General features: G+C 66.5%; 29 protein-coding genes. All 29 read right to left on the bottom strand.

Annotation, left to right across the window (positions count from 1 at the left end):
• Window positions 1-66: 66 nt before the first annotated feature.
• Complete coding sequence (locus OHB41_RS03710) at window positions 67-237, bottom strand: hypothetical protein (RefSeq protein ID WP_266696504.1); 171 nt, start codon at window positions 235-237, stop codon at window positions 67-69.
• Window positions 238-248: 11 nt separating this feature from the next.
• Window positions 249-956 carry a recombination directionality factor gene (locus OHB41_RS03705; protein ID WP_266696503.1) on the bottom strand — a complete coding sequence of 236 codons (708 nt, stop codon included), beginning with the start codon at window positions 954-956 and terminating at the stop codon, window positions 249-251.
• 129 nt (window positions 957-1,085) lie between these two features.
• Window positions 1,086-1,565 carry a hypothetical protein gene (locus OHB41_RS03700; RefSeq protein WP_266696502.1) on the bottom strand — a complete coding sequence of 160 codons (480 nt, stop codon included), beginning with the start codon at window positions 1,563-1,565 and terminating at the stop codon, window positions 1,086-1,088.
• A 230-nt stretch (window positions 1,566-1,795) separates the two neighbouring features.
• Window positions 1,796-2,116 (bottom strand): hypothetical protein, encoded by a 321-nt coding sequence (locus OHB41_RS03695; protein ID WP_266696501.1) that lies wholly within the window; start codon window positions 2,114-2,116, stop codon window positions 1,796-1,798.
• Window positions 2,117-2,120: 4 nt separating this feature from the next.
• Window positions 2,121-2,978, bottom strand: a complete 858-nt coding sequence (locus OHB41_RS03690) for a PD-(D/E)XK nuclease family protein (protein ID WP_266696500.1) — start codon at window positions 2,976-2,978, stop codon at window positions 2,121-2,123.
• Between the two features lie 259 nt (window positions 2,979-3,237).
• Entirely contained in the window at window positions 3,238-4,173 is a 936-nt protein-coding gene (locus OHB41_RS03685; protein ID WP_266696499.1) for a hypothetical protein, read from the bottom strand.
• Between the two features lie 116 nt (window positions 4,174-4,289).
• A complete protein-coding gene (locus tag OHB41_RS03680; protein ID WP_266696498.1) occupies window positions 4,290-4,853 on the bottom strand; it encodes a deoxynucleotide monophosphate kinase family protein in 564 nt (187 codons plus the stop codon).
• A gap of 59 nt (window positions 4,854-4,912) precedes the next feature.
• On the bottom strand, window positions 4,913-5,101 hold the full coding sequence (locus OHB41_RS03675; RefSeq protein ID WP_266696497.1) for a hypothetical protein: 189 nt from the start codon (window positions 5,099-5,101) through the stop codon (window positions 4,913-4,915).
• Window positions 5,102-5,108: 7 nt separating this feature from the next.
• Window positions 5,109-5,348: a hypothetical protein gene (locus OHB41_RS03670; RefSeq protein ID WP_266696496.1), complete on the bottom strand. Its 240-nt coding sequence runs from the start codon at window positions 5,346-5,348 to the stop codon at window positions 5,109-5,111.
• 19 nt (window positions 5,349-5,367) lie between these two features.
• Window positions 5,368-6,228, bottom strand: coding sequence for a CHAP domain-containing protein (locus OHB41_RS03665; protein WP_266696495.1), 861 nt, complete (start codon window positions 6,226-6,228; stop codon window positions 5,368-5,370).
• 88 nt (window positions 6,229-6,316) lie between these two features.
• On the bottom strand, window positions 6,317-6,739 hold the full coding sequence (locus OHB41_RS03660; RefSeq protein ID WP_266696494.1) for a hypothetical protein: 423 nt from the start codon (window positions 6,737-6,739) through the stop codon (window positions 6,317-6,319).
• A gap of 15 nt (window positions 6,740-6,754) precedes the next feature.
• The gene (locus OHB41_RS03655; RefSeq protein ID WP_266696493.1) at window positions 6,755-7,981 is read right to left on the bottom strand and encodes a poly-gamma-glutamate hydrolase family protein; all 1,227 of its coding nucleotides are present in this window, start codon (window positions 7,979-7,981) and stop codon (window positions 6,755-6,757) included.
• A 2-nt stretch (window positions 7,982-7,983) separates the two neighbouring features.
• The gene (locus OHB41_RS03650; protein WP_266696492.1) at window positions 7,984-10,737 is read right to left on the bottom strand and encodes a hypothetical protein; all 2,754 of its coding nucleotides are present in this window, start codon (window positions 10,735-10,737) and stop codon (window positions 7,984-7,986) included.
• A gap of 16 nt (window positions 10,738-10,753) precedes the next feature.
• Entirely contained in the window at window positions 10,754-12,601 is a 1,848-nt protein-coding gene (locus tag OHB41_RS03645) for a phage tail protein (RefSeq protein WP_266696491.1), read from the bottom strand.
• 15 nt (window positions 12,602-12,616) lie between these two features.
• Window positions 12,617-12,901, bottom strand: coding sequence for a phage tail assembly protein T (locus tag OHB41_RS52545; RefSeq protein WP_526024886.1), 285 nt, complete (start codon window positions 12,899-12,901; stop codon window positions 12,617-12,619).
• Window positions 12,902-12,951: 50 nt separating this feature from the next.
• On the bottom strand, window positions 12,952-13,314 hold the full coding sequence (locus tag OHB41_RS03640; protein ID WP_266696490.1) for a phage tail assembly chaperone: 363 nt from the start codon (window positions 13,312-13,314) through the stop codon (window positions 12,952-12,954).
• 5 nt (window positions 13,315-13,319) lie between these two features.
• Window positions 13,320-13,742, bottom strand: coding sequence for a phage tail tube protein (locus OHB41_RS03635; protein WP_266696489.1), 423 nt, complete (start codon window positions 13,740-13,742; stop codon window positions 13,320-13,322).
• Between the two features lie 17 nt (window positions 13,743-13,759).
• Window positions 13,760-14,164, bottom strand: coding sequence for a DUF3168 domain-containing protein (gp17, locus tag OHB41_RS03630; protein WP_266696488.1), 405 nt, complete (start codon window positions 14,162-14,164; stop codon window positions 13,760-13,762).
• A 1-nt stretch (window position 14,165) separates the two neighbouring features.
• The gene (locus tag OHB41_RS03625; protein WP_266696487.1) at window positions 14,166-14,534 is read right to left on the bottom strand and encodes an HK97-gp10 family putative phage morphogenesis protein; all 369 of its coding nucleotides are present in this window, start codon (window positions 14,532-14,534) and stop codon (window positions 14,166-14,168) included.
• On the bottom strand, window positions 14,534-14,857 hold the full coding sequence (locus OHB41_RS03620) for a hypothetical protein (protein WP_266696486.1): 324 nt from the start codon (window positions 14,855-14,857) through the stop codon (window positions 14,534-14,536). Before OHB41_RS03620 ends, OHB41_RS03625 begins: the two co-directional genes overlap by 1 nt.
• Window positions 14,858-14,869: 12 nt before the next feature.
• A complete protein-coding gene (locus OHB41_RS03615) occupies window positions 14,870-15,202 on the bottom strand; it encodes a head-tail adaptor protein (protein WP_266696485.1) in 333 nt (110 codons plus the stop codon).
• Window positions 15,199-15,573, bottom strand: a complete 375-nt coding sequence (locus tag OHB41_RS03610) for a hypothetical protein (protein WP_266696484.1) — start codon at window positions 15,571-15,573, stop codon at window positions 15,199-15,201. Before OHB41_RS03610 ends, OHB41_RS03615 begins: the two co-directional genes overlap by 4 nt.
• A gap of 231 nt (window positions 15,574-15,804) precedes the next feature.
• Complete coding sequence (locus OHB41_RS03605; protein WP_266696483.1) at window positions 15,805-15,975, bottom strand: hypothetical protein; 171 nt, start codon at window positions 15,973-15,975, stop codon at window positions 15,805-15,807.
• A 90-nt stretch (window positions 15,976-16,065) separates the two neighbouring features.
• Window positions 16,066-16,941, bottom strand: coding sequence for a phage major capsid protein (locus OHB41_RS03600; RefSeq protein WP_266696482.1), 876 nt, complete (start codon window positions 16,939-16,941; stop codon window positions 16,066-16,068).
• Window positions 16,942-16,973: 32 nt separating this feature from the next.
• Window positions 16,974-17,639, bottom strand: a complete 666-nt coding sequence (locus tag OHB41_RS03595) for a hypothetical protein (RefSeq protein WP_266696481.1) — start codon at window positions 17,637-17,639, stop codon at window positions 16,974-16,976.
• An 85-nt stretch (window positions 17,640-17,724) separates the two neighbouring features.
• Complete coding sequence (locus OHB41_RS03590; RefSeq protein ID WP_266696480.1) at window positions 17,725-18,192, bottom strand: hypothetical protein; 468 nt, start codon at window positions 18,190-18,192, stop codon at window positions 17,725-17,727.
• A gap of 415 nt (window positions 18,193-18,607) precedes the next feature.
• Window positions 18,608-20,095: a phage portal protein gene (locus OHB41_RS03585; protein WP_266696479.1), complete on the bottom strand. Its 1,488-nt coding sequence runs from the start codon at window positions 20,093-20,095 to the stop codon at window positions 18,608-18,610.
• A 17-nt stretch (window positions 20,096-20,112) separates the two neighbouring features.
• The gene (locus OHB41_RS03580) at window positions 20,113-21,705 is read right to left on the bottom strand and encodes a terminase large subunit domain-containing protein (protein WP_266696478.1); all 1,593 of its coding nucleotides are present in this window, start codon (window positions 21,703-21,705) and stop codon (window positions 20,113-20,115) included.
• The gene (locus OHB41_RS03575; RefSeq protein WP_266696477.1) at window positions 21,698-22,165 is read right to left on the bottom strand and encodes a hypothetical protein; all 468 of its coding nucleotides are present in this window, start codon (window positions 22,163-22,165) and stop codon (window positions 21,698-21,700) included. Before OHB41_RS03575 ends, OHB41_RS03580 begins: the two co-directional genes overlap by 8 nt.
• Window positions 22,166-22,324 lie beyond the last annotated feature (159 nt).

The following is a 22,324-nucleotide window of genomic DNA, read 5'->3' as shown; positions in this document are numbered from 1 at the left end:
TGACCTCTCGTCAGGGAGTTTTGTCACGCCCGAAGGCCCGACCCCGTCAAGGGCCGGACCAAAGGGTCAGGGGGTGTCGTCCTCCTCCGTCAGTTCAGCGGGCAGGATCCGTTCGTCCTCGATCCCGAAGCGGCGCCGACGCTGCGTCAGGACCGCCTTCGCCAGGAGCGGAGGCCAGGTCCACAGCGGAGCGCGGATCCGGTCGTCCGGGGCCAGGCGGACCGCCGTGGCGCACATGGCGTTCACGGTCAGTTCTCCGGGTCGCCGGCGATGGCGTCCTGGTACGAGCCGATGACGGACAGGACAGGCTTCGTGAACGACTGGGGCTTGCCGTTCTTCTCGTACTCGATGTGGTCCAGGCGGAGGGCGCAGAGGGCCTCTCCGTCGATGCGGGAGAGCTGGGCCATGACGTACGGGAGGTCCTCCGCGAACGACCAGGCGGTGGCCGTGTACTTGCCAGTGCCCAGGTCCTCGTCCTGCGGGAAGCGCAGCGGGACGACGATGTTCGGCTTCGGGCCCCGACGCTGCTTCGCCTTTTCCTTCCGGTCGTCCAGGAGCCGCGGGCAGTCGCACGGCTTGCCCTTGTCCGCCTCCGGCGACAGGTAGTTGGAACCGTCGCACTCATGGATCGGGAGGCCGTCCGCCCACTGAATCAGCTTGGACTCGATCTTGGAGGCGTCCACGATGACCTCCAGGCGGTCCCTGTCCGTGTCCAGGGCGTAGTCCCCGTTCGGGGCCTCCGTGATCACGCCGCCAAACAACTCCTTGAGGGCGTTCACGGTCTCCAGCTTCGGAGTGGTGATGCGCCACTCCCGCAGGCTGACCGGCTGGTTGCCGTTGCGCTTGCCAGAACGGAGCTGGAAGGACCAGTCCGGACGCTTCGAGGCTTCGAACTTCGCCTCACGCTCCTCGCGTGCGGCCTTCGCCTCCGGGTCGGTCGCAAAGATGTCGAGCATGGGGGTACCTCCTGGGCATGGCTGACAAGTGGCTGAAGATGGGGTGAAGCGCCCCTCTGCTACTGGTCCGGGGAGGACGTCCCCCAGGCCCTCGATCGGGCCCTGACCTGGCGCTTCGCTGTCCCTCTGCTACTGGTCCGGGGAGGACGTCCCCTGATCGGCCAGGCCCTCCGCTGCCTCCGCCGTGGCGTAGTGGCCAGGCCCGACTTCGGTCAGGTAGGTCAGCGGGTCAGTGGTCGGCAGCGCACGCAACGGCCGGCTGGCGGCATCCCAGTTGCAGGCGGGGAAGCGGTACCGCCGTCCCGGCTTCGGCAACTTCGCGTGCTGCTTCTCCTCATGCGCAATGTCACGGGCACGGCGGTGCTCACCCAGACCCTTGCCGTTGTCACCCCAGCCTTCGGGGTCCGGGTAGTCCGCGGCCTTCAGGTACGCCATGCGCTCCGCGTGGGCAGCGTCGGCGACGCGCCTGTAGTCGTCTTCCAGGTACGCCTTCACGGCCTTCGTGTGCGCCTTGTCGAGCTGCGCGACGGTGCCGTTCCCGCGCTCCGTACGGACGACGTGGCGGACCTTCATAAGCGTCAGGACTGTCTCGCGAAAGTCAGCGGACATCGTGAACCCTCTCAGTGGTGGCTGTCACCACTGGTCCGGAGAGGACGTCCCCCGCGGCTCCGGCCGGAAAAGAGAAAGGCCCCCCAGCCAGGCGCGAAGCCAGGCCAGGGGGCCAGTCGAGAGTCAGTCGTTAACGGATCAGCGGTGAGGCTGCGACCCGCACTTGCGCATGCAGGTCCAACAGAACTCCGGGTCCCGCATCTCTTCCTCAGTCGCGGACAGGACCATGGTCAGGCCTCCTCGTCCGTCGCAGCGTCGCCGGCCAGGAAGCGGGCCAGCCGCTCGACAGCGGCCACCTTGTCGGGAAAGCGGACACCGTCCTGGTACCCGCGGCTGTTCGTGGACAGGGAGTTGACGTGTTCCGTGGCCTTCGCCAGTGCCTCTTCACGGGTCATGCGGGGCGCCTCCTCCGTGTCGTCGGTAAGGGGAGTCAGCGGGCCGTACGCGTCCCGCAGTTCATCCAGGGCTCGTGTGTTCAGACCAGGGGACACGTACTGCCCGTGTTCGTTCCGGGTCCAGACATCCCCGTCACGGTCGCGGTAGGCAGTCATGCGGTCACTTCCCCCGTCGCTGCGTACCCGTCACCATGCGGCCCTTCGAGGAGGACAGGGCCTTGCCGATGACGTCCTTCGAGTCCTCGCGCACCCAGGTGAACGTCTTCCGCAGGTTCAGGAAGTAGTCGTGGACCATGCGGTCAGCGCGCACGCCCTTGAACGACCACTCCGTGTCGGTGACGTGGAGGACCGCGGCGGACTCGATGTCCGGCATCGGCTCCTCATTGCCCTCCGGGTCAATGATGACGTCTGCGTACCGGTAGGCAGCGAGCTGGAGCGCGACGTCCGTGTAGGTGTTCTTGCTCGTCTTGTAGTCGACCATGACCAGGATGGGAGTGCCGGAGCGGTCGGGCGTGATCGTGACGTTGCCCTTCGCGTCGACATTCACCCAGACCCGGAGGATCGCATCGAAGGAGCCGGCGTACTCGTGCTGGTACGACCAGGCCACGTCTTCAGCGCGGACCAGCTCCGGGTTCACCATGACCAGGAACTGACGGAAGTGCTCGACGTGGTTCACGATGTCGGGGTGGACGTAGTCGACGTCCTCACCGTTCATGAGCCGCTCGAAGACGTCGTGCGCGCGGGACCCCAGCTTGGACCGGGTCTCCGTGTAGCGGCGGGCGGCGCCGGAGATGTACCGACGTGCCCCAGCGCGGTCGCGCTCTGCCATCTGGGACAGGTAGTCGAAGGAGTCGATGGCCAGGTCAGCGGCCATGCCAGCCTGCCACGGTCCCAGGAAGTCCTGTTTCGGGAGCATGCCCACAATGGAGGTCACGCCGGGGACGGTGACGTTGGGGCGAGTCTCGTTCACGTAGAAACGGGAGCCGGCACGCTTAACGGTGCTGATGGGATTGGACATGGGGGCCTCCGGTAGTGCGGGCGGGATTGCCTTCACTACTGACCGGGGAGGAGGTCCCCAGGAATGGAGGAGCGGAATTGCTGAACTGTCCCAGTTGCTGAGGTAAGGCCGAAAAAGCGAAACGAATGGAGAGTTATTTTTCTTAACGGGACTAAACAAAAATATAGAAACAACTAGAGGCCCCTCGGCTCCTCCCCTTCGCTGAAAACAGAAAGGGGTCGCCCCCAGCCAGGGGCCGACCCTCGTCCGTGCCTGCGCGCTACAGGCCAGCCGCCGCAGCGGCCAGGTTCGTGATCATCTCGTTAATGCGGGCCTTCAGCGCGTTCCGCTGGTCGTTCGTGAGGCTGGCCGCGCGCCTCGTCGTCCGCAGGAAGCCACGCTCCACTCGCTCCAGGGCGGCCATGTCGCGCGCCAGCTCCTCCTCGTCAGGCTCCTCGTCGTCGGAGGACGTCAGCTCACCAGCCATGGCGGCTTTCACCAGGGCGGCCCTGCGCTGGGCGTCCTCGCGTGCCAGTTGCGTACGGCCCTTGCGCGGTAGCTTCGTGCCCTTCGCCTCGTACAGTGCGTAAACGGCCTCCGTGTTGGACAGCTTCGGAAAGGCCGCCTTCGCCTGGGCCAGGGCGTCGGCCGGAAAGTTCTCTGGGTGTTCGTCCAGGCTCTGGAGGCGCGCTACCACCACGTCGGACATGCGGTTACGGACCGCCTTCGCCAGCGACTTGTGAGTGGCCCAGCGGTGGACGTCCGACTCCGTCACTCCCTCGCGTGCCTTCACGAACGTGTCATGGGCGATGTCCTTCGTGAACTTCCGCTCCGCGACGACATCGGGCAAGCCCTCTTTAGTGCGCATCTTCAGCCGCGCCTCCAGGAGGTCCTCTGCGATCGAGCGGGCCATATCGGCAGCCTTCAGGCCGGCGTCCACCGCGTCCCTCACGCGCCGGACCGCTGCGTTCACGATCGGGTCAATGCCCTCGACTTCGTGGTACGACGCGATTGCCAGCGCAGTAGAGGCCGAGGACTCCACCGTGAACGCGTCCGCCAGCTCCTCGCCCAGGGCCTTCCTGTCCCGTGGCGCTGTGGCCTTCACCGCTGCCTCTGCCTCCTCGCGCAGGGCCTCCGCGTCGTCGGCCTGGCCTGCCAGTCGGAGTGTCCTGACGCGGTTGATAAGGTCCTGGGCCGCTGCCCGCTTCGTGGTCACGCGATCACTCCTAGTTGATCTTCCTATGGGGGGTACCAGGAGCGTAGCGCAGGCGCCTCAAATGTGGCACCTACAACGAAAAAGGGGCCCCCGAAGGGACCCCAATTTGGCCATGGTCAGCCGGCGGTCAGTGTGTCAGCGCAGGCCGCAAGTGCCTCCAGCGAGCCGTCGTTAACGATCGTGCGCGTTGCCGGGTAGCGGAGCATGTCACGCTCGCTGACATGCGCCCCAGGCTCCTGGCCGGGACGGATGACACGGACGATGCGGAAGCCGTTCGCTGCCAGGTAGTCAGCTTCGTTCCTGTACCGCACGTCCGTGAACACGACCGGCTGGCCCGCGGCATGCGCTGCCCTGACCGCGTCGCCGGCCGCCTTAATCCAGAACTGGGGATCGATCTCCCGAACCGTCTGGCCGTAGTTCTGGAGGAAGCGGCGGACCTCCGGATACAGGTCCTTCGCTGCCTCCCAGCCGTAGTCGTTAACGATCTCCGACAGGCGGACAGTCTCCGCCATCGTGTCTTCGTTGTTCCCGTACGCGGAAACGATCGGGTCCGCCTTCAGGGCCGCCTCCTTCAGCCGGTCAGCGAAGGCGACACGGACGTATCCGTGGGCCTCGACCAGGCGGGCGGCCACGGAGTCCTTGCCTGCGCGGGCCAGGCCGGTAATCGCGATGTCGTTCATGGGGTCCTCCCCAGGTTGGCGGGTCTGTCCCTACCGCCCCGGGGAGGACGTCCCCTGTGTCAGGCGCCCAGGAAGGCGCGGAGGACCGACACGGCCTCCTCAGCGGGGAAGCCAGGCAGGCAGCGCGCTACGACCGGCACGGCCACAAGGGCTACAGCCGCGACCTTCCGGCGGTTGCGCCATACCCAGCGGGCCACGTCCATGGCCTTCGCGGTCACGCCACTGTCCGGCGCGTTGTGCTCACCCATAGCTGCCTCACATCTTCAGTACGACGGTTGTAATCGTGGTGGCCGCGGAGAGGACAGCGGTCACGAGCGCGGCAGGCACGGCGTATGTCCGCCGCTCCAGTGACCGCAAGCGGCCTTCGTGGTCGGACAGGGTGTCCGCCGCTGCGGTCAGGCGGTCAGTGGACACGCGGACATCGCCCCGCATGGCCACCAGTTCGTCGTAGATCTCGCGCGCGCCGATGGTCACTGACCCCAGGTCGTCACTCATGCTGCCCGCTCCTGTCCGGCTACGCGGTGACGCTGAAGCCGTACTTGTCGGCCAGCTTCCGCAGAGTGGCCATGCCGGGGACACCGTCCGCACCCGTGCCGGAGTAGCCGCACCTGCGCTGCCAGGCCGCGTACGCGGACACCGTCTCAGTGCCGAAGTGACCATCGGACAGGCGCGCGGACAGGAGGCCAGCCTTCACCAGCGCGGCCTCCACGGTGCGGACACCCGAGTAGGTGACCGGGGTCCCCTTCGCGGAAGGGTTCCGCTTCGCGGCGGACACCAGCGCGGCCAGGGAGACCTTCGGCTTCGCCGGAGTGGCCGGCTTCGTGGCCGGAGCGGACGGAGCGGACGGCTTGTCCGCAGGCTTCGGAGCCTTGTCCGCCCAGGCAGGGTCAGCGGACACGATGCCCTCGGGGAAGTCCGGGTAGCCGTAGCCGTAAACGTTGACCGACTTGCGGGCACGCGTCTTCAGGTACACACCGTCCCCCTCAGCGGAGCCGTCCGTGTTCGTGTTGCCCTCCACGCAAGTGATCGTGCTGTCCGTGTAGGACACGACGATGCCCGTGTGGGTACCGCCGCCCGGACCGTAGAACACCTGGGCGCCGATCGCGGGGTACTCGCTGAAGCGCTTCCGGGACTTGAACCAAGACACGCCGTATTCGCACGACGCGGAGCGCGGGTACAGGGCAGCTACGCCAGCCTTGAGCGCCACCCAGGAGACGAACAGGGCACACCAGGGGTAGCCGCCAGCCGACACCCAGGCCATGGTGGGGACCTCCGCGGCGTACTTCTCCTTGTTGTTCCAGTGGCCGCCGGACCGGCCCTCCTTGTAGCCGACTTCCGCCTTCGCTATGGAGACGACCTTCGAGACAGCAGACATGCGTAAACGTCCTTTCATGGGAAGGCCCCCGGGCCGGCAGCGATGCCAGACACGGGGGCCAGAGGAGAGAGGGGGAGAGGCTGGGCGGCTACTGAATGAAGACGATGTGCAGCCGTAGGTTCCGGCCGTTGCCGGCGCTGGTCGCGTCGCCCACGATGGCCTCACCGTTGGACGTGCGCAGGGTCACGATGCCGTCCGTGCCGATGACGAAACCGCCCTCCGCCGTGCCGTCATCCCAGGTGCCATTGATCGTGCCGCGGGTCGGGCACCACTCAGCGGGAACGGTCCCCACCAGGGTGTCATTCAGGTTCGCCGTGCCCGTGATGGTCAGCGTTGTGCCGGAGCGGTGGACGTACAGGTTCAGTTCCACGACGGAGCCGGCCCGCGCCATGCTGAAGTCGTTCAGGTCCCAGCCGCTGGCGATCGTGAACCCAGTCGCTTCAACGATTGTCGGGGGGCCGTCGTTCAGGCGGTCAGCAGATACAGCCATGCCAGGTTGCCACATGGTCATCAGGAGGGCCCCTTCCTACAGAGCAACAGGTGCGGGAGACGCGATATCGACAGGGGCGCCAGACGCCTGGGGCTTGACCACGTCGTTAACGCCACGGGTTACCGTCATCGTCTGGTACGAGATCTGGCGGAAGTCGTCATACGAACAGGCCACGGGCAGCGTGTTTGTGTTCGCGGACGACAGGAGGGAGCGCATGCCGACAGCGCCAGCCGCGGACAGGCTCGTGTCAGTGGTGGTGACAGACCAGCCGTCAGGCTCGGGACTGCCGTCCAGCCACATCTTCGCGTTCAGCGTGCTGCCCGTGATCTTCAGGCGCAGGCGGAACATGCGACCCGCGGCATGCGTGAACTGGGTCAAGGTAGCGGGCGCGGTCGCCAACAGAGTCTCCGTGCTGGCGACACGCTTGCGCAGGGTCAGGGTCACCGACTGGTCCGTGTTGAGCGCCAGGCGGGCCAGGTAGCAATTGTTCGTGTCCGCGACCCGACCAGCCACATGCAGGAAGTGCGACCCGCCAGTGGCTAGCTTGTCGGTACCCAGCGATACCGCAACGTCCAGATCAGCGGACGGCCACGGAACCGTCGCCCAGCGGCTGACGTTAACGGCACCCAGGGACATGCGCGCACGGCCGGAGAATGCGCGGCGAAGGGCGGCCACGTACGCAGTGAACGCGGGAGTGCGCTGCCCGCTGTCCCGCATCGCACGGGACGTGTCGCCGTTGGGGAAGAACGACGTGCGGAGGGCGTTACTCATCTCGATCTGGACGCCGGCCGCTAGCGTCGTCTTGTTGGCGATGTTCGTCAGGTCGTTGCCGTTGATCTCCTGGGCCGCGTCGATGACGGAGAAGCCGGCCCGCGTCAGCTCATCACGGACCCGCTCGGCAGTGTCCGTGTCCAGGCCTCCGAGGGAGGTCTCTGCCAGGCCGGCAGTTCCGACGTAGCCGTGGAGGGAGAGGCAGCGGCGAGACGACGTGACGATGCCCAGGCATGTCGGCTCGTCAAAGTTCGTGCTGGTCACATGCAAGGACACGTTGTTGGAGGACTTCAGGCCTGCGAATTCGTAGTGGTTCATCAGGCCGGCGGCCACCGCGCGTGCTACCTCGCCGCTGCCTACCTCGATCCCTCCGCCATGGATGGCGATGGCACACCAGGTGGCGCCGGTTACGGGGACCGTTCGCCGCGCGTAGGTGACGTTCTCAGTCTCCGCCGCAGCGAGGGCTGAGTACGAGGGGTACAGGTCAGCCACAGTCACACCCCCTGAACACTGAAGTCGGACGCGGTACCGGTAAGGGACCACGTTTCGCCTGAATCGGCAGTGCCCCAGCCGCTGGTGACAGTCCGGTCGAAACCATCGTCAACGGCCCACAGAGCCTTCGTCACGGTCATGACCTCGCCAGCGACGCGGATCGCGAACGGTGCCTCTCCCGGATCGGTCGTCCAGCCGACACCCAGGGGAGGAGTAACAGTCAGCTTCGTCGCGGAGGAGCTGACCGCCGCGGTAAGGACGCTGTCACCACCAGACGCACGCAAGCCTGGGTCGAGCATCGCGACATCCCACGGACCGCCAGGCGAACAGGTGAACGTCACCTCCCAGCGGTACAGGTCCAGGACCTCGGACCAGCCGTTAACGATCAGGTCAACGTCTTCATTGCTGACCCACTGGGGGAGGTCCGTAAGCCGGATCTTGTCCCCCTCGCGCAGGGCGAGGATGGCCGGTATGAAGGCCTCCGCGCCAGGCTTGTGGAGCATGACCGTTACGGACGGATACCGAGCTCCGTCGAACGTCCCCAGATGGAGGCGCCAGAACGCGATCGGCTCCGGACGGGAGTCGTCGGCCAGCGACAGCGTGTAAGCCGTGTCGTACCTGCCGATCGTGTCGACACCCAGCGGGCCGTCCTGTTGCACGGCACGCGCGGAGGCGCCAGCATCACGCGACACCGTCACGTCGTTGTGTATCTGCGCGTCATCGTCCACGGGGTCCAGATCAGGGCCCAGACCAGGCTTCACGTAGGACAGGGTCAGGGCAGGGTCCTGGGCGTAGAGGGACGAACGGTCCCGGTAGCGCAGGCCCAGACGGTTCGGGTCCTCCGTCAACATTCCGCCGTCAGCATCGGCAGCGGCCTCGACCAGGTCCAGGACCGTGTCCATTCGCTGGAAGCCGATGGACTCCGGAGTCAGCGGGCCAGGCTGGCGCGTGATGTTGAACCCCTCCTCCAGCGCCAGGCGGGACATGCGCGTCCAGGCAGACTCACCCGAATACGCGTTGTCCGACCCGTTGAAGGTGGTGTTGCCGGAGTCGGGGAACACGGCCAGGTGGCCGAACCCCCAGCCTTCGGTCAGGGCGCCCCAGCGCGCGGCCACGCGGGACACGCTTCCGCACTTGCCCGTCTCAGTGGCGGTCAGGCCGCCGGCGCTCCCGCCAACATCCTGCCAGTCGATGCGCCAGTTGAAGGTACGGCCGTCCGCGTTGTTCGCGGCCCAAAAACGCAGCCGCGTCCAGCCGTTGAAGACGTCGTCTCCGATGGCGATCGCGTGATCCACCAGGACCACGCCTTCGTCGTCGTAGCCGTTCACGTAGCAGATGCCCTTTTTCATCTTCACGATCCACTGGCGGACAGTGCCGTTCGTGGAGAAGTACCTGATGATCTCCGCATAGCTACCGGAGGCGGGCGGGATCTTGTTGTCCGCGTTGTAGACGAACTCCACCTGCCACGCATTTGATGCCGCGGCAGGGGTGAGCCAGGAGGACCACACTGGCGCTACCCAGGCGGTCAGGCTCGCTGAGGCCGTCAGGCTGGGCAGCGGAGCCGACGAAGGGAGCGTGTCCCAGGCCGCCCACTCCACACCCGACACAGTGGCCGGCTGAACGCCAGCGATCGGGGAGTAAGCACGCGTCGTGTCCTGCGCCTCCTCCATAGGCCAGTACGCGACCGGCTTCCCCGAAGGGATGCGCCTGCGCAGCGTGGAGTCAAGAGGCTTCGCGCCCTGGCCCATACGGCGAAGGACGCCCGAAGCCTGGACCGTTGACCACACATCCGCGTCGTCCGGCGACCACTGGAGAGGCCAGGAGCTGACCTCCCCCATGAAGCGGTCCGCGCGGTCCCGTACCTCAGCGCCAGCCGTCAGGGACCAGCTCCTGGACGCGGAGTCCGTAAACGACGTCGTCCCGGCGGCCAGGCCCCGGAAGTCCGGAGCGGCGACCACAGTGCCATTGATCCCGTTGCGGACCTCCGCCCTGTAAAACCGGCCGATGAACGGAAGTCGGGGAGTGCCGATTCCGTCGCGGAAGTCGTACGGGCCGATCGTCAGCGGTGCCGTGGAGTTGAACACGGAGACAGCGCCGCCGCTAGTCGTCGTTGCGCCCAGCGAGGTCCAGGGTCCGTCCAGGGACTCCGCCCAGTAGAACGTGACCGTGCGTCCCCCGGCTCCGTTGTCAGCGTCAAGGGTCATGCGCACGGCAGCGCGCTCCGGCATGACCGGCAGGGCGACCGTGTGGAAAAGGTCAGTGTTAACGGTTCCGTCTGTGGTGTACCGGAAGTACAGGGAGCCGTTGTAGGTGAGGACGACCCAGGAGCGTTGATCTCCCTCGTCCGTCCACTTGCCCATGAGGAGCTGAATACGGCCGGAAAACCAGCCAGGTTCGGCTTCGATCCGCACGTCTATGTCGCCCGTGATATCGAGCGCGGCAGTGTCCGGCGTGGAGGCGAAGTGGCTGGTGCCTCCGTCAAGCTGAAGGAAGTGGTCACCAGCCTGGGGAACGGACACGCGGATCGGAGTGTTCCGGCCGATCAGTCCGAACAGGGGGGACATGGCATTCCGGGGGGAGTACTTCCCGCCCTTGTTGTTCAGGGTCAGCGAGAGGGAAGTGGGGTCAGCGGTGGATCCCAAATCGCGCAGGCCGCGCGTGATCTGCTTCTGGTCCCGAACGTAAACGTCAGGGCTAATGTCCGTCCACAGACCAGCCAGGTTCAGCTCAGTGCGAATGTCGAGCGGGAACGTCACCGCTGACCCCCTTCCTTTATCGGGTGCCGAAGGCCGTCTGCACGGACCCTCGACCGTCGTTCTTTACGATTCGGCGGATCAACCGCTTCATGTCCTCGTCCGCGCCAGTCACGTTGAACGTGATGGCCTGGGCCTGGCGGACAGAGGCAGACATGACACCCTTCGGCGAGATGTCCATGGCCATCCCCGGAAGATCCGAAGTCAGGCCCTGGAGCTGGCGCCGAAGGTGTGGCGTCTGCGCTGCGATCCCCTTCTGGAAACCACCGATGACCATGCGGCCGGCCGGCGTCAGGATCTTCCGGTCAACAGGCGCGGGGCCCTTCCAGCTAGTCAGCTTGGAAGTCAGGCTGCCCAGCGTCGACTTGACAGACCCGATCTTGGACACGATGCCCGTCACGAATCCGGCGATCAGCGACGCACCCGCGCTGACCAGAGTCCCGGCGAGGTTGCCCAGGGCAGACTTAGCCTTACCAGGCAGCGACTTGAACCATGTCACCGCGGTTGCTACACCATGCTTCGCACCGTCCGACATGCGGTTGCCCGCATCCTTCACCGCCTGCCACACCCTGCCGGCGAGAGGAGAAATGGCCGTCCACACACGGGAAGGCAGCTTCACGAAGATCAGGACGAAGAAGTCCGCGACGCCCTTTACGGCCGTCTTGGCAAACCCCAGCGCCCCGGAGAAGTCGCCCCGGAGGAGTGCCGCTATGGCCTGGACCGCCGGGACCACGATCGACGTGATGATGAGCGCCAGCCCATTACCGAGCGCCGTTGCCAGGAATGCGACAAGCTGAATGATCGGTGTGAGGATCGGTATCAGGGCCAGGATCACATCGCCGAGCGCCTGGAACAGCGGGACGCACGCGACGAGAATCGGAGTGAGCGCAGGCAGTAGCCCAACGATCAATTGCGCCAGCGGCGGCAGGAGCGGCAGCACAGACTGAAGGAGCGCGATCACAGCGTTAACGAAGGCGTCCAGCACAGGGCCGAGCGCGGCAATGATCGGCATCAGCGCATCGCCGAGCGCCTGAATCACGGGGCCCAGTGCGGTCAGCAACTTGCCCAGGGCCGGACCGGCAACCGCAAGGATCTGCCCCAGGAGCGCGCCGAGTACCGGCAGGATCGTGCCGATCACGGTTCCCAGGCCATCGAACACTCCGGCGGCCGAACCCAGACCGATGGTCAGGCCGTTGAAGAATCCGGCCAGGCCGTCGCCAATTGTGGTGAACAGCGCGCCCAGCGATTCGACAAGGGGGCCAGCCTGTTGCATGACGGGCACGAGGCCCTTGACCAGGCCGTTTACGAGGCCCCCGATTCCCTCGACCAGGGGTTTGATCATCGGGGCCGCAGCCTTGAACAACTGGCCCAGTTGCGGGGCGATGTCATCAAAGATCCCGCTGATCTGCTTGGCTGCGTCGGCCATCGGCTTGACCAGAGGCTTCGCAAGGGACTGCATGGTTTTGGTGACGTGCGTCTTCAGGTCACCGAAGGCCGACTGCACTTGCTTGCTCTGTGCAGCAACAGACGCGCCTAGACCGATGACCGCCAGCGGGACAGCAGCGAGCACACCGGCCGCGCCGATGGCTCCGACGCTCATCACGGCAAATGCCTTAGTGAGGCCGCCCAGCGTTTTAAGGCCGACCGTTCCCAGCGTGCTGAACGCGGAGCCCAGGGCGGATCCCACAGAGGACCCGACTGAGGCAGCGCGTGAGCCGATCGAACGGAACGACCCGGCAACGCGCCGGCCAACGCGGTCCGCTTCGATGCCGAGGGTTACTAGCCGGCGTTGTGCCGAGCGTACTCCGCGGTCGATTCGGTCAGTGTCGATACCGAGTGCCACAGTGAGCGATGCCAGCGTGGCCATGGGCGGACCTCCTTCCTATTCATCGCGGTAACGGATTGACCCGCCCAGGGCAGCGTTCGCCTTCAGCACGTCTTGCCAGATCTCAGAGGGGGACTTGCGACGCTTGAACCACGTCGGTATGAAGTCGGACGGCTTCGCCTTACGCTTCGCGCCCTGGGAATTGGCGACCGTGGCGGCCACGATTCCGGCAGCGATGTCAGTGCGTAGGCGGGAGTCCAGCGGGCCCGTGACCCTCTCGTAGGCCATCCATTCCGTGAGTTCACGGGAGGACGTGTTGGCGAGGAGTTTATGGACCGGCATACCCAGGAAACCGGCGAGGCGGAAGTAGAACTGTCGCTCTGGGCGGGCGATCAGTTTCCCGTCAGCTCCTCCACGTCCTCATCCGTCAGGCCGGACAGGCGGGAGGCGACCTCGACCACGCGAGTCAGGGCCTGGGCCGACTTCTCGCCCAGCCGCTTGACCGCGGCGCCCTGGAACAGTCGCTTCCCGTTCTCGTCCACGATGCACGCGGAGGCCAGCCGGGCGCGGTACATGTCCAGGGCCTTGTCCTTCGAGACACCCGTCATCTCGGAGTTCATCATGGCGGCCTCGAAGCGGTCGCGCTCCGTGCCAGTCATGCCCTGGACGAGGACCACGCCGCCCCACTCCGGGACAGAGACGTCCTCGCGGGCCAGGTCGTCGGCGTTCAGGATGTCGTCAGCAGACAGGTACATCAGGGTCACGCTCCAGGGGTGATGACGGGCTTGCCGGAAACCTTGAACTTCAGCGACGCGGCCAACTTGTCGTCCACGGGCGCCTCCTGACTGAAGCCGGTCAGGATCAGCTTCAGCGCCCACTCCCCGATGGTCCCGGGGAAGGTCAGCTTGTAGTCGCGCGGCGCGATGTCCTCGAAGTCGGCCACGTAGACGTCGTGCTTCCGCGGGTCGTAGTTGACGTCCAGCGAGACTTCGCCTCCGTCCTTCAGACCACCGATGAACTCCCGCCAGCCGCTGGTGGAGTCGTGCGCGGTGACGTCGTAGGTCTCCCGCTCGATCTCGGGACCGGACACGCTGGTGACGTTGCCGATCGTGGTGAAGCTGGCGGTCGGAGTGGCCATGTCGGAGCGCTTGAGGGCGATGCCGAAGGCGTCAAGTCCAGCCATTGGGTTACCTCCTAGGGTCAGGAATCACGTGTGAGGGAGACCCGGTACTGGGCGTTGATGTGTCTCACGCCAGGCTCCGGGTCCTTCAATGCCTGGTGTTGGTCGTGCCGGATCGAGACGTCTCGGAAGCCGGCGACCGCGAGAGGTACGCGGTCCAGGGCAGCGTCCAGCGCGGCGAAGATGTCGTACGCCTGGGCGAAGCCAGGGGCCCTAGACCAGACGTGAATCGTCACGGTGGCGTCCAGGCCCTGGGCGTCGTGCGCGTCTGCGGGGAACTCACTGAGGGAGCCGATCGAGACGTACGGGTACGGGGCCGGTTCGGGGACCTCGTCGTATACGCCGGACACCAGGGCGAGGAGGGCAGAACTCCCGACCAGCTTCGAGTAGACAGCGGCCTGGAGGGGGCGCAGGGCGGTAGCCACGTCACCACCTGCCCAGACGACGTCTGGCCGCACGCTGCATGGCGCGCTCACCCGTGCGTCTGTGGATCTGGGCAGCGGGGCCCAGGAACGGCTGATCAGCCATCTTGGAAGTCCCCTTCTCCACGTAGTACGCGTACTTGCGCGCCTTGCCAGGGGCGATCTGGACCCAGGCCTTACCGGAGCTGGCGTTCACCTTCGCCTCGATCGAGTCGCGAAGGGTGCCCTTCCGGACCGGGGCCAGTTCCTTGGCTGTCTTCTCCAGGTCCTGGGCCCAGTCGCGCAGGGCGTCCGCACGCGCTTCGTTTACGCGGACGGGCAGGAGCCGCAGGCGAGCAAGCGCAGTACGCAGGCCCCTCATGCTCGAAGCCATCAGTCGGAGATGACGGCCACGTTCACCGAAGTGACCGCGCTGTACGTGATGTTCGCGCGGCCAGTCACGGGGTCCCGGTAGACGCTGGTCAGCGGGATGAAGCCGTTACCGCTGGCAGGGATGGACAGGGCCGCGTCCGCGATCGCAAGGCCGTCCAGGGTTCCCGGGGTCACAACGGTGACCGTGATGGGGGACGCCCCGCCGTTCGCGACATGCAGCTTCAGGCCGCCACCAACGGGGGCCGTGTCACCGCCCGAAGCGGCGGACTGGTAGGTGACAGCGGTACCAGCCACGGCAACGCGCTGGGCAGAAATGGCAGCCATGCGGCGGCCTCCTTACGGGGATGCCTGGTGTGCCTCGCAGTCAGCGCGCAGGTACGAGCCAGGAACGGACGGTTCATAGACGGCCAGGACACGGAAGGTCCGGCCAGTCGTGCGGAGCTGGTCCCCGCGACGCACATCAGCGTCGTCACGAAGGAAGACGATGTGCGTCAGGCGGGCCTCCGCGCGGTCGTTCACCACACGCTCCGCGGCAGACGGCTGGGAGAGGCGGGCGCGGACCGTACTGGTCCTGGCCCACCCGTCCGTCCAGCCGCCCATACCGTCAGGCGTACGGGCCGACCGCCAGACCTCCGCCGTAGCGTTCAGCAGACGATCAACACGGCTCACCTGGACTTCACCACCTGGCCGCCACCAGCACCGAAGCGGGCAGCTAGGCGTGCGCGGAGATACTTCGGCAACTCCATGTCGGAGTACGCCAGCTCATACGCGTACGTCACGGAGTAGTCACCGATACGCTCCTGGATGACCGGCTTCGAGGCGATCGCGTCGGGAGACTCCCGGAACTTCACCAGGGCCTGGGCCGCCATGCGGCAGACCAGGTCCACGATGTCGACCGGGACAGCGGCCAGTCCGTGAACGTACGTGACGTCCACAAGGGAAGGCACCGACGTGAGGCGCCAGCCGGCCGTCCGGTACAGGGCGCCGGACACCAGCTTCCAGTCAGTGACCAGACGGCCGTCCAGGAGAACCTCAGACACGGAGCGGACAGGCTGGCCAGGTAGCCGTAGCCGCTGGCCCCGGTCCCCCTCCAGAGTCACGGCCGAAGCCGTCTCGCTGATGGGGGACCCAGCCGCGTCACGCACGATGGCGGACGCAACGTCCAGGGAGACGTCCACGAAGGCCACTTCCTCAGACGCGACGGTAACGCCCCTGGCCGCCAGGTCAGCGACACTCGCCAGCGAAGCGAGGGCCATGAGACGTCACCGCCCTTACTTCGCGGCAGACTTGCGCGCGGGTGCCGGAGTCAGGACCGTGACTGACTCCAGGTCCTCGCGCCTGGCCAGCTTCCGGAAGTAGGCCAGCGTGTCGCCGTCCTCCTCCAGGGAGAGGCGTACGGTCTGGCTGGAGCCGTTGACAATTTCGACGGGAACGAGCGCCACGGGGCGCCTCCTTCGTAGGTAGGTGTGTCAGGGAGGGACCCGAGGGGGCCGCCAGGAACTAGGCCCAGCGACCACCCTCAGAGTTCACGACTAGGCCGGCAGACCGGTCGTAACGTCCACGTCCATGACGGCCAGGGCCTCCGGGCGGACGACCTTCGCGCCGTACAGGTACAGGCCCTTGATCGCGTCGGAGAAGGAGTTCTGCGGGCGGTAGGCCTCGACCTTGTTGATCTGCTCCGCGAACGTGGTCGCCATGGAGTGACCCGCGACGACGAAGTTGGAGACCGCCGGAAGCGTGCCCGCGGTGCCGGCCGGAAGGTTCAGCGTCACCATGACCTGGAAGCCCAGGACGCGGCCCACCTCACCGTTCAGGATCGGGGTGTTGGAGCCGTAGGCCGCAGCGTCCAGGAAGCGATTGTCCTGGAGGAGGAGCGCGTGGAACTCCGGCGCCACGGCCAGGAAGCGGCCCTGCGTCGGGATCTTCGCCTTGTCCAGCTTGACCTTCAGGGCCAGCACGATCTTGTACGCAGCGTCCGGGGTCGTAGCCGCACCCGGGGTCAGGACGCTGCCCGCACCCGCGGTCATGAGGCTGGCCAGGAACAGGTCAGCACCGTCCGCCAGGCCGAAGGCAGCGTCGTCCGCAGCCTTGTTGAGGAGCTGGCCGGAGTCCTTCACCTGGCGCGCGTCCACGTCGTCCACTTCGAAGGCGAAGTACTTCGACTGGTCGATGACCAGGGCCTGGTCAGTGGTGGCCAGGGTCTGGGGGTCGATGACCGTGGAGTTCTTGACGTAGTTGCTGATCGTCGGGCGGGTCAGCGAGCCGATGTGGACAGTGTCGCCGGACTGCGCGATGTCGCCCTCGTAGTCGCGGTTGATGAGACCACCCTGGCCGAAGATCTGGACGCCACGAAGGGCGACGAACAGGTCAGCGGCCCAGACCTCGGGAATGAAAGTGTCGACGGCCACGGTGGGCCTCCGTTCGTATGGGGAAAGGGGGGTTACTTACCGATGCCGAGCACCGTGTTCAGGCGGCCTTCGGCCTTCGCCTTGTGGATCTGGTCGGGCGACATGCCCTTCAGGTCCGCGCGCGTGAGCTGGGAGGGCCCAGCCGCCTTACGGGCCGCGCCACCGTCGCCGGAGCCCTGGAAGCGAGGAGCACCCTTCGCGGCCAGGTACGGCTTGCGGGTCAACAGGTCCGCGATCGCGTCGCTGATCTCCTCCGCGTCCACGTCGCCGTTCTCATTCACCTCGAAGGAGGCGACGTCCAGGTACGCCAGGGCGTCCGCAGGGTCGGCCAACTTGCCAGCGGCAGCGGCCCTGATCTCCGACTTCAGGATGCGAGTGTTGGCCTTCGTGGTGGCCTCTCGCGCAGCCTCAGCGCGGATCGCGTCCGGGTCAGGCTGGTCGCTGTCGCCGGACGCCTGCGGGGCCTCCAGCGTGGCGATACGGGCCTCCAGCTCACGACGCCTGTCGCGCTCCGTCTGCCACTTGCCCTTCATGGAGTCCAGCGCGCGCTTGCCCGCGTCGCCCAGGGCATCGGCACCTTCAGGGGTGCCATCGTCGCCAGCCGTGCCAGCGTCGCCCTGGGGGACCTCCTCTCCGGTACCGGAAGTGTTCGTGTCCTCTCCGGTCTGCGGAGTCTGGGTCTCATCGTTCTCGGGCATGCGTCCTCCATTGCGGAATCGACAAAGGGAGACCTGGCGCCTTGCGCGCGTGGTCAGGGGAGTGGCAGCGAAGGAGCGTTGCGCCCTACTTCAGGTAGCCGTTTTTGTAGAGGAGTCGGATCGCGTGTTCGCGCGACTCCGCCTGGCGGTAGATCTCCTCCGGCATGAGCCGCGGAGGCCGCCTAGGTTTCTTGCGGGAGCCAGTGCCCACATGCGTGACCTGGACAGTACGGCCGAACATCTCGACCTGGTCCATGGACTTGCGAGCGTTCACGACAGAGGAGATACGTGAGCCGTCCTCGATCGCCTTCGTACCGGCCTCGCCGAATGTGCGGTGACGCTGGTCCGGAGTCATGGACTGGAACAGGTCCTCCGCGTCCAGGACCGGGGCCTTCCGGCGCTTCACTACCGGCTCCATGGTGCAGTCACAGCGAGGATGCCGCAGGAAGCCCTGCGAGACGCTGTATTCGCGGCCGGCGAGGATGATGCAACGGGAGCATGCGGGCAGCTCCACGACGCGCACGTACGAGGTCACCCTGACGTTCCCGACCATTGCGGCCTGGTCTGCCTGTCGACCCGTGTCAGCGACCACCGTCCGGACGACCATGTCCAGGAACGCGGCACCCCTCGCCATTGCGGCGCGCGGGGACAGGCCGGCAGACCTGGACCTGATGGCGGTCGGGATGGCTCGGGCCAGGAGGCCCATTGCGTCCCGCCCGTCCGGCGTCTGGGATGCGAACTGTTCAGGGACGATCTCCGGGGCGCCCTCAGCGTCGGGCCCCAGTAGTTCCTTCAGGAACGTGTGTGTGCCCTCCGCCGCGTGAAGCTGTCCAGCCTGGACATACGCGGTCACGCGGGGGAGGAGTCGCGCCCAGTCTCGCGCCACGGACTCCGGCCGGACCTTCGCCCACTCAGCGAGGACGCTCCTGGCCGTAGCCTCAGCCAGGGCCGCGCGTCGCTCCTGGTGTTTACGCGACAGCCGGCTGAACGCCATCGACACCACCAGGCGCCTCAGTCGGGGCGGCTGCGCCCTGGGCCGGATCGTGCGCCATCAGTTGAGTGATAGCGCCCATCGGGTCCGCGGCCAGCTCCTTGTCCTTCATGACCATGAGGTCCGCGACCTCCGTAGGCGTCAGGCCGTACCGGAGCGCCAGCCACTCGAAGGGGAAGCCGATCTGCTTCAGCTTCGTCAGGGCGTCCGCGAGCTGGGCCTGGGACCTGGACTCAGCGTCTGCCCACAGCACGCGACCGCCCGCCATGGCGAGGGCCTTCGGTTCGTCGCCCTGCGCCAGCGCGACCAGCCGGAAGACTTCCCGGAGGGCCTGGCCGAACCAGAGTTCCTTCTCCTCGACCCGCTTGACCAGACCAGTCTCAGCGGCCAGGAGGGCATCGCCGGAAACGTTGGCCATCTTGCCAATGAGGTAGTGCTGGGGCGTACGCGTCTGTGCAGCGATGTGGCCAACGGCGACTTCGATCACGGACGTATAGGCGTCCAGGTTGGCAGAGGTCCACTCCGCCACCTTCGCGTCCTCGCCCGTGATGAACAGGACGCGGTCAACCGCAAACTTCTCCAGGTCGATAGGTCGCTCCCCGACCACCTGGCCATTTTCGTCCAGGATCGGGACCACCGGACGCTCCGCGCCCAGGACCAGCCGCTGAGGGAACGACGCGTAGTCGCTGGCCGTGAAGAGCTGGGCCCACAAAAGGTTCACAGCGTCCTGCATGGCGACCACGCCGGCTACGTCGCTGATCGGGTCCCCTACAAGCGTCGGCTTGTTCGGCAACTCGACCATCGGGACGACGCCCATGGGGTTCGGCTGGGGGTTCGGTTCGTCGCCGGTTTCCCGGACCTCCCACTTCGCCATTTCGGAGTCCACGTCCAGCATGTGGAGACTCTTCTGGGCCGCACCCATACGGCCACGCTTGAACTTCCAGACCTCGTCAGGGAGGTACAGGGTGGCGAAGTCGTCGCCTCCGTCCTCCCAGCGCTTGAGCGCGGCCCTGCGCTTCCGGCGCGACCCAGGCATGTACGCGACGATGCACTGTGACGCGTCCTCGAAGGTGACCTCCGGAGTCTCCGGGTCGTCAGGGTTGCCCCAGACCAGGACGAAGGAGCGGCCAGAGTTCACCGCGCCCAGGAAGCCGAGCTGGGAGTCCGCGTCCAGGCCGTTCATCTGCCAGACACGCCAGGACTCCTTGTCAGCCTCCGTCATCCCCATGGGAAGGACACCGTTAACGGTCAGCCGCTCCACCGGGGAGTCACTGACCACCTGAACCCAGTTGTCCGTGAACTCCCGGTAGCGGTCCCCGTGATACCGGCGGAACTCATCGGAGGCGAACTTCAGGGGTTGCTTCCCCCGGTAGTAGGCCTCGTTCCGGTCGATAGCCGGTCGCCGGCTCCGGAGTTCGTCCTCCAGGAGGCCAACCAGTTGCAGGGCCTCAGCTTCAGTCGCCACTGGGGGGCCTCCTTTCATCAGGCGGAATAGAAGTAGGACTTCCGGCGGAACGCCTTACCGGCGGCCACCGCGTCCATGGCCGCTTCGTGGGCCAGGATGGAAGTCACACACATGTCAATCTTTTGGTCCTGCGCTGCCTTGCGAAGGACGTACCGGTCCTGCGGACGGGCAGCGGCGCGAGCGTTACGGACGTGCGCGGAAGTGATCGGGCACCCGTCATGCTCGAAGGGCGTATTCGACTTCTGGACGTCCGTCTTCAACCGCTCCGCGGCAGCGTGCATCTGGACGACGCGGCGCGTGTGCCAGCGGATGACCACGCGGTCCCCGTACTTGTCGGCCCAGCCGTCAACTTCGGATTCCCAGTACGGGGGGTCCGCGTAGAGGAGGACCACGTCATACCGGCCCATGACCTCCGCCAGCGCTGCGTCCACCTCCAGCCGCGGAACCTGGCCGCCGTAGTCCGCGGGATTCCACACGGTCGGGAGCTGGTTAGGCCCGTACGTAGGCGTGAACTGGAAGCCGTCCAGGGTCTCAGCGCGGAAGCCGGTCCAGTCGTCCAGGTCGGAGCCATCGAAGCCCAGGACGATGCGCGTGCGCGCCTTCACGTCCCTGGGGGCCTCGCGGTCCAGCCACCGCGCGTGATCGATCCACGCTCCGGCGCCAGCCACGATCCGATTTCCGAAGAATCGCTCCGCCTGCGCAGGGTCCGTCTCCGCCAGCTCCGACGCTTCAGCCTCGATCGCGTCCAGGTCGATATGCGGGCAGTCCCCGTAAACGACCTTGTGGATCCGGCGTCGCTCGACCTTGTTGCCGTAGGACAGGTTCGCAGGCGCCTGCGGGAAGTAGCGGTAGACGTCCGGCGCGTGACCTTCGTGGGTCCGCTTCGCGGTCGAATCCTCTGACGGGTCATACGCGTTCGTCGTCTCCAGGCTCCGGCCGGACATGCCGGCCAGGCCGCGACGCATCGTCTCCGCAACCCTGATCATCTTGTTGGTCGCTGTGTACGTACCCGTCTCGTCCTGAACCGCGAAGGTGATGGGGTTACCCAGGCGCGACTGAGCCGACGACGTGACCACGTCTATTCGGCCCTCGTCACCGACCCGGACGAAGCCTTCCAACGGCTTCATGAAGGCCTTCAACGGGCCGTGCTTGACCATGGCGACCAGGGGCCGGTAGACGTTCGCCACCTGGTCCTCAGACGTCGCCAGGAGCTGAATGAGCGGAGTCGGCTGGGGGACCGCCATAGGCTCCCCGGGCGCGTACACGTACGACCAGCCGCAGGGGCAACCCCAGTCACGGCAGCGGTACTCCTCGCCACCCTGGGCGAAGCCATCGAACACGGTCGGGCCGGCGGCCTCCAGGAGGACTACCGCGGCAGCGAAGGGCCCCTTGCCCGACTTCTGGGACATGATGACCTGGCCGCGCCGGAAGACGAAGGCTGTTGACCGCTGGCCCAGCTCCGCGTCCTCGCGCACCATGTAGAAGTTGCTAGCGACCTTCAGTTGCCAGGGCAGCATCGTGAACGGCTGGCCCTGACTGAAGCCGTCAGGCACGACAGCGTGAGTCTCGATCCACGCCAGGGCGACGACCAGGCACTTACCGTCACTCACCCTGGACCGCCCGCAGGCGCGCAGTCAGGGACGAGACAGCGGAGACAGCGGAAGGCGAGGAGCCAGACCCGGAGTCGTCGTTCACGATGCCGACCACCCAGCGGTTTCGCTGCATGCCCGACACGGAGAGACCCAGGGACTCCGCCAGTTGCTTGACCTGGCCCCAGATGATGGCCGACGATCGGGGGGCCTCAGCGCGGACCAGGAGACGGATGTAGGAAGCTACTTCGAACTCCTGGCGGAGCTGGTCCCACATGACCGCCTGGGGTGTTTCCCAGAGTCGGGCCCAGAGATCCATCTCGCGATCGCTGGGGGAGACGAGGGGAAAGGCCGGCTCCGGCCCGTCGCGACCTTCGGCCGGCAGGGTCACCCAGCCCTGGGCGTCCGTCTGGGCCTTGTGGCTTCGCTCGGTTGACGTCGGCGCGGGGCCGGACCGGGCGCGTGCGCCTCCACTGGGCATGGGTGATCACCTCCTGGCGGAGTCACGATGCGTGCGTGTGGGGTGGGTCACATCAGGTGTTTGAACCGGGCGGACCGGGCGGAGCCCTCCCCCGCGTTCAGGGTCCCCATGATCGTCGGGGTCACCCCCCAGGCCGGCCATCACATTTAGTGACGATCG

It is taken from the genome of Streptomyces sp. NBC_01571 (genome assembly GCF_026339875.1).
Classification (GTDB): domain Bacteria; phylum Actinomycetota; class Actinomycetes; order Streptomycetales; family Streptomycetaceae; genus Streptomyces.
Note: the sequence above shows the minus strand (reverse complement) of the source record. Positions and strands in the feature narration are given on the sequence as shown.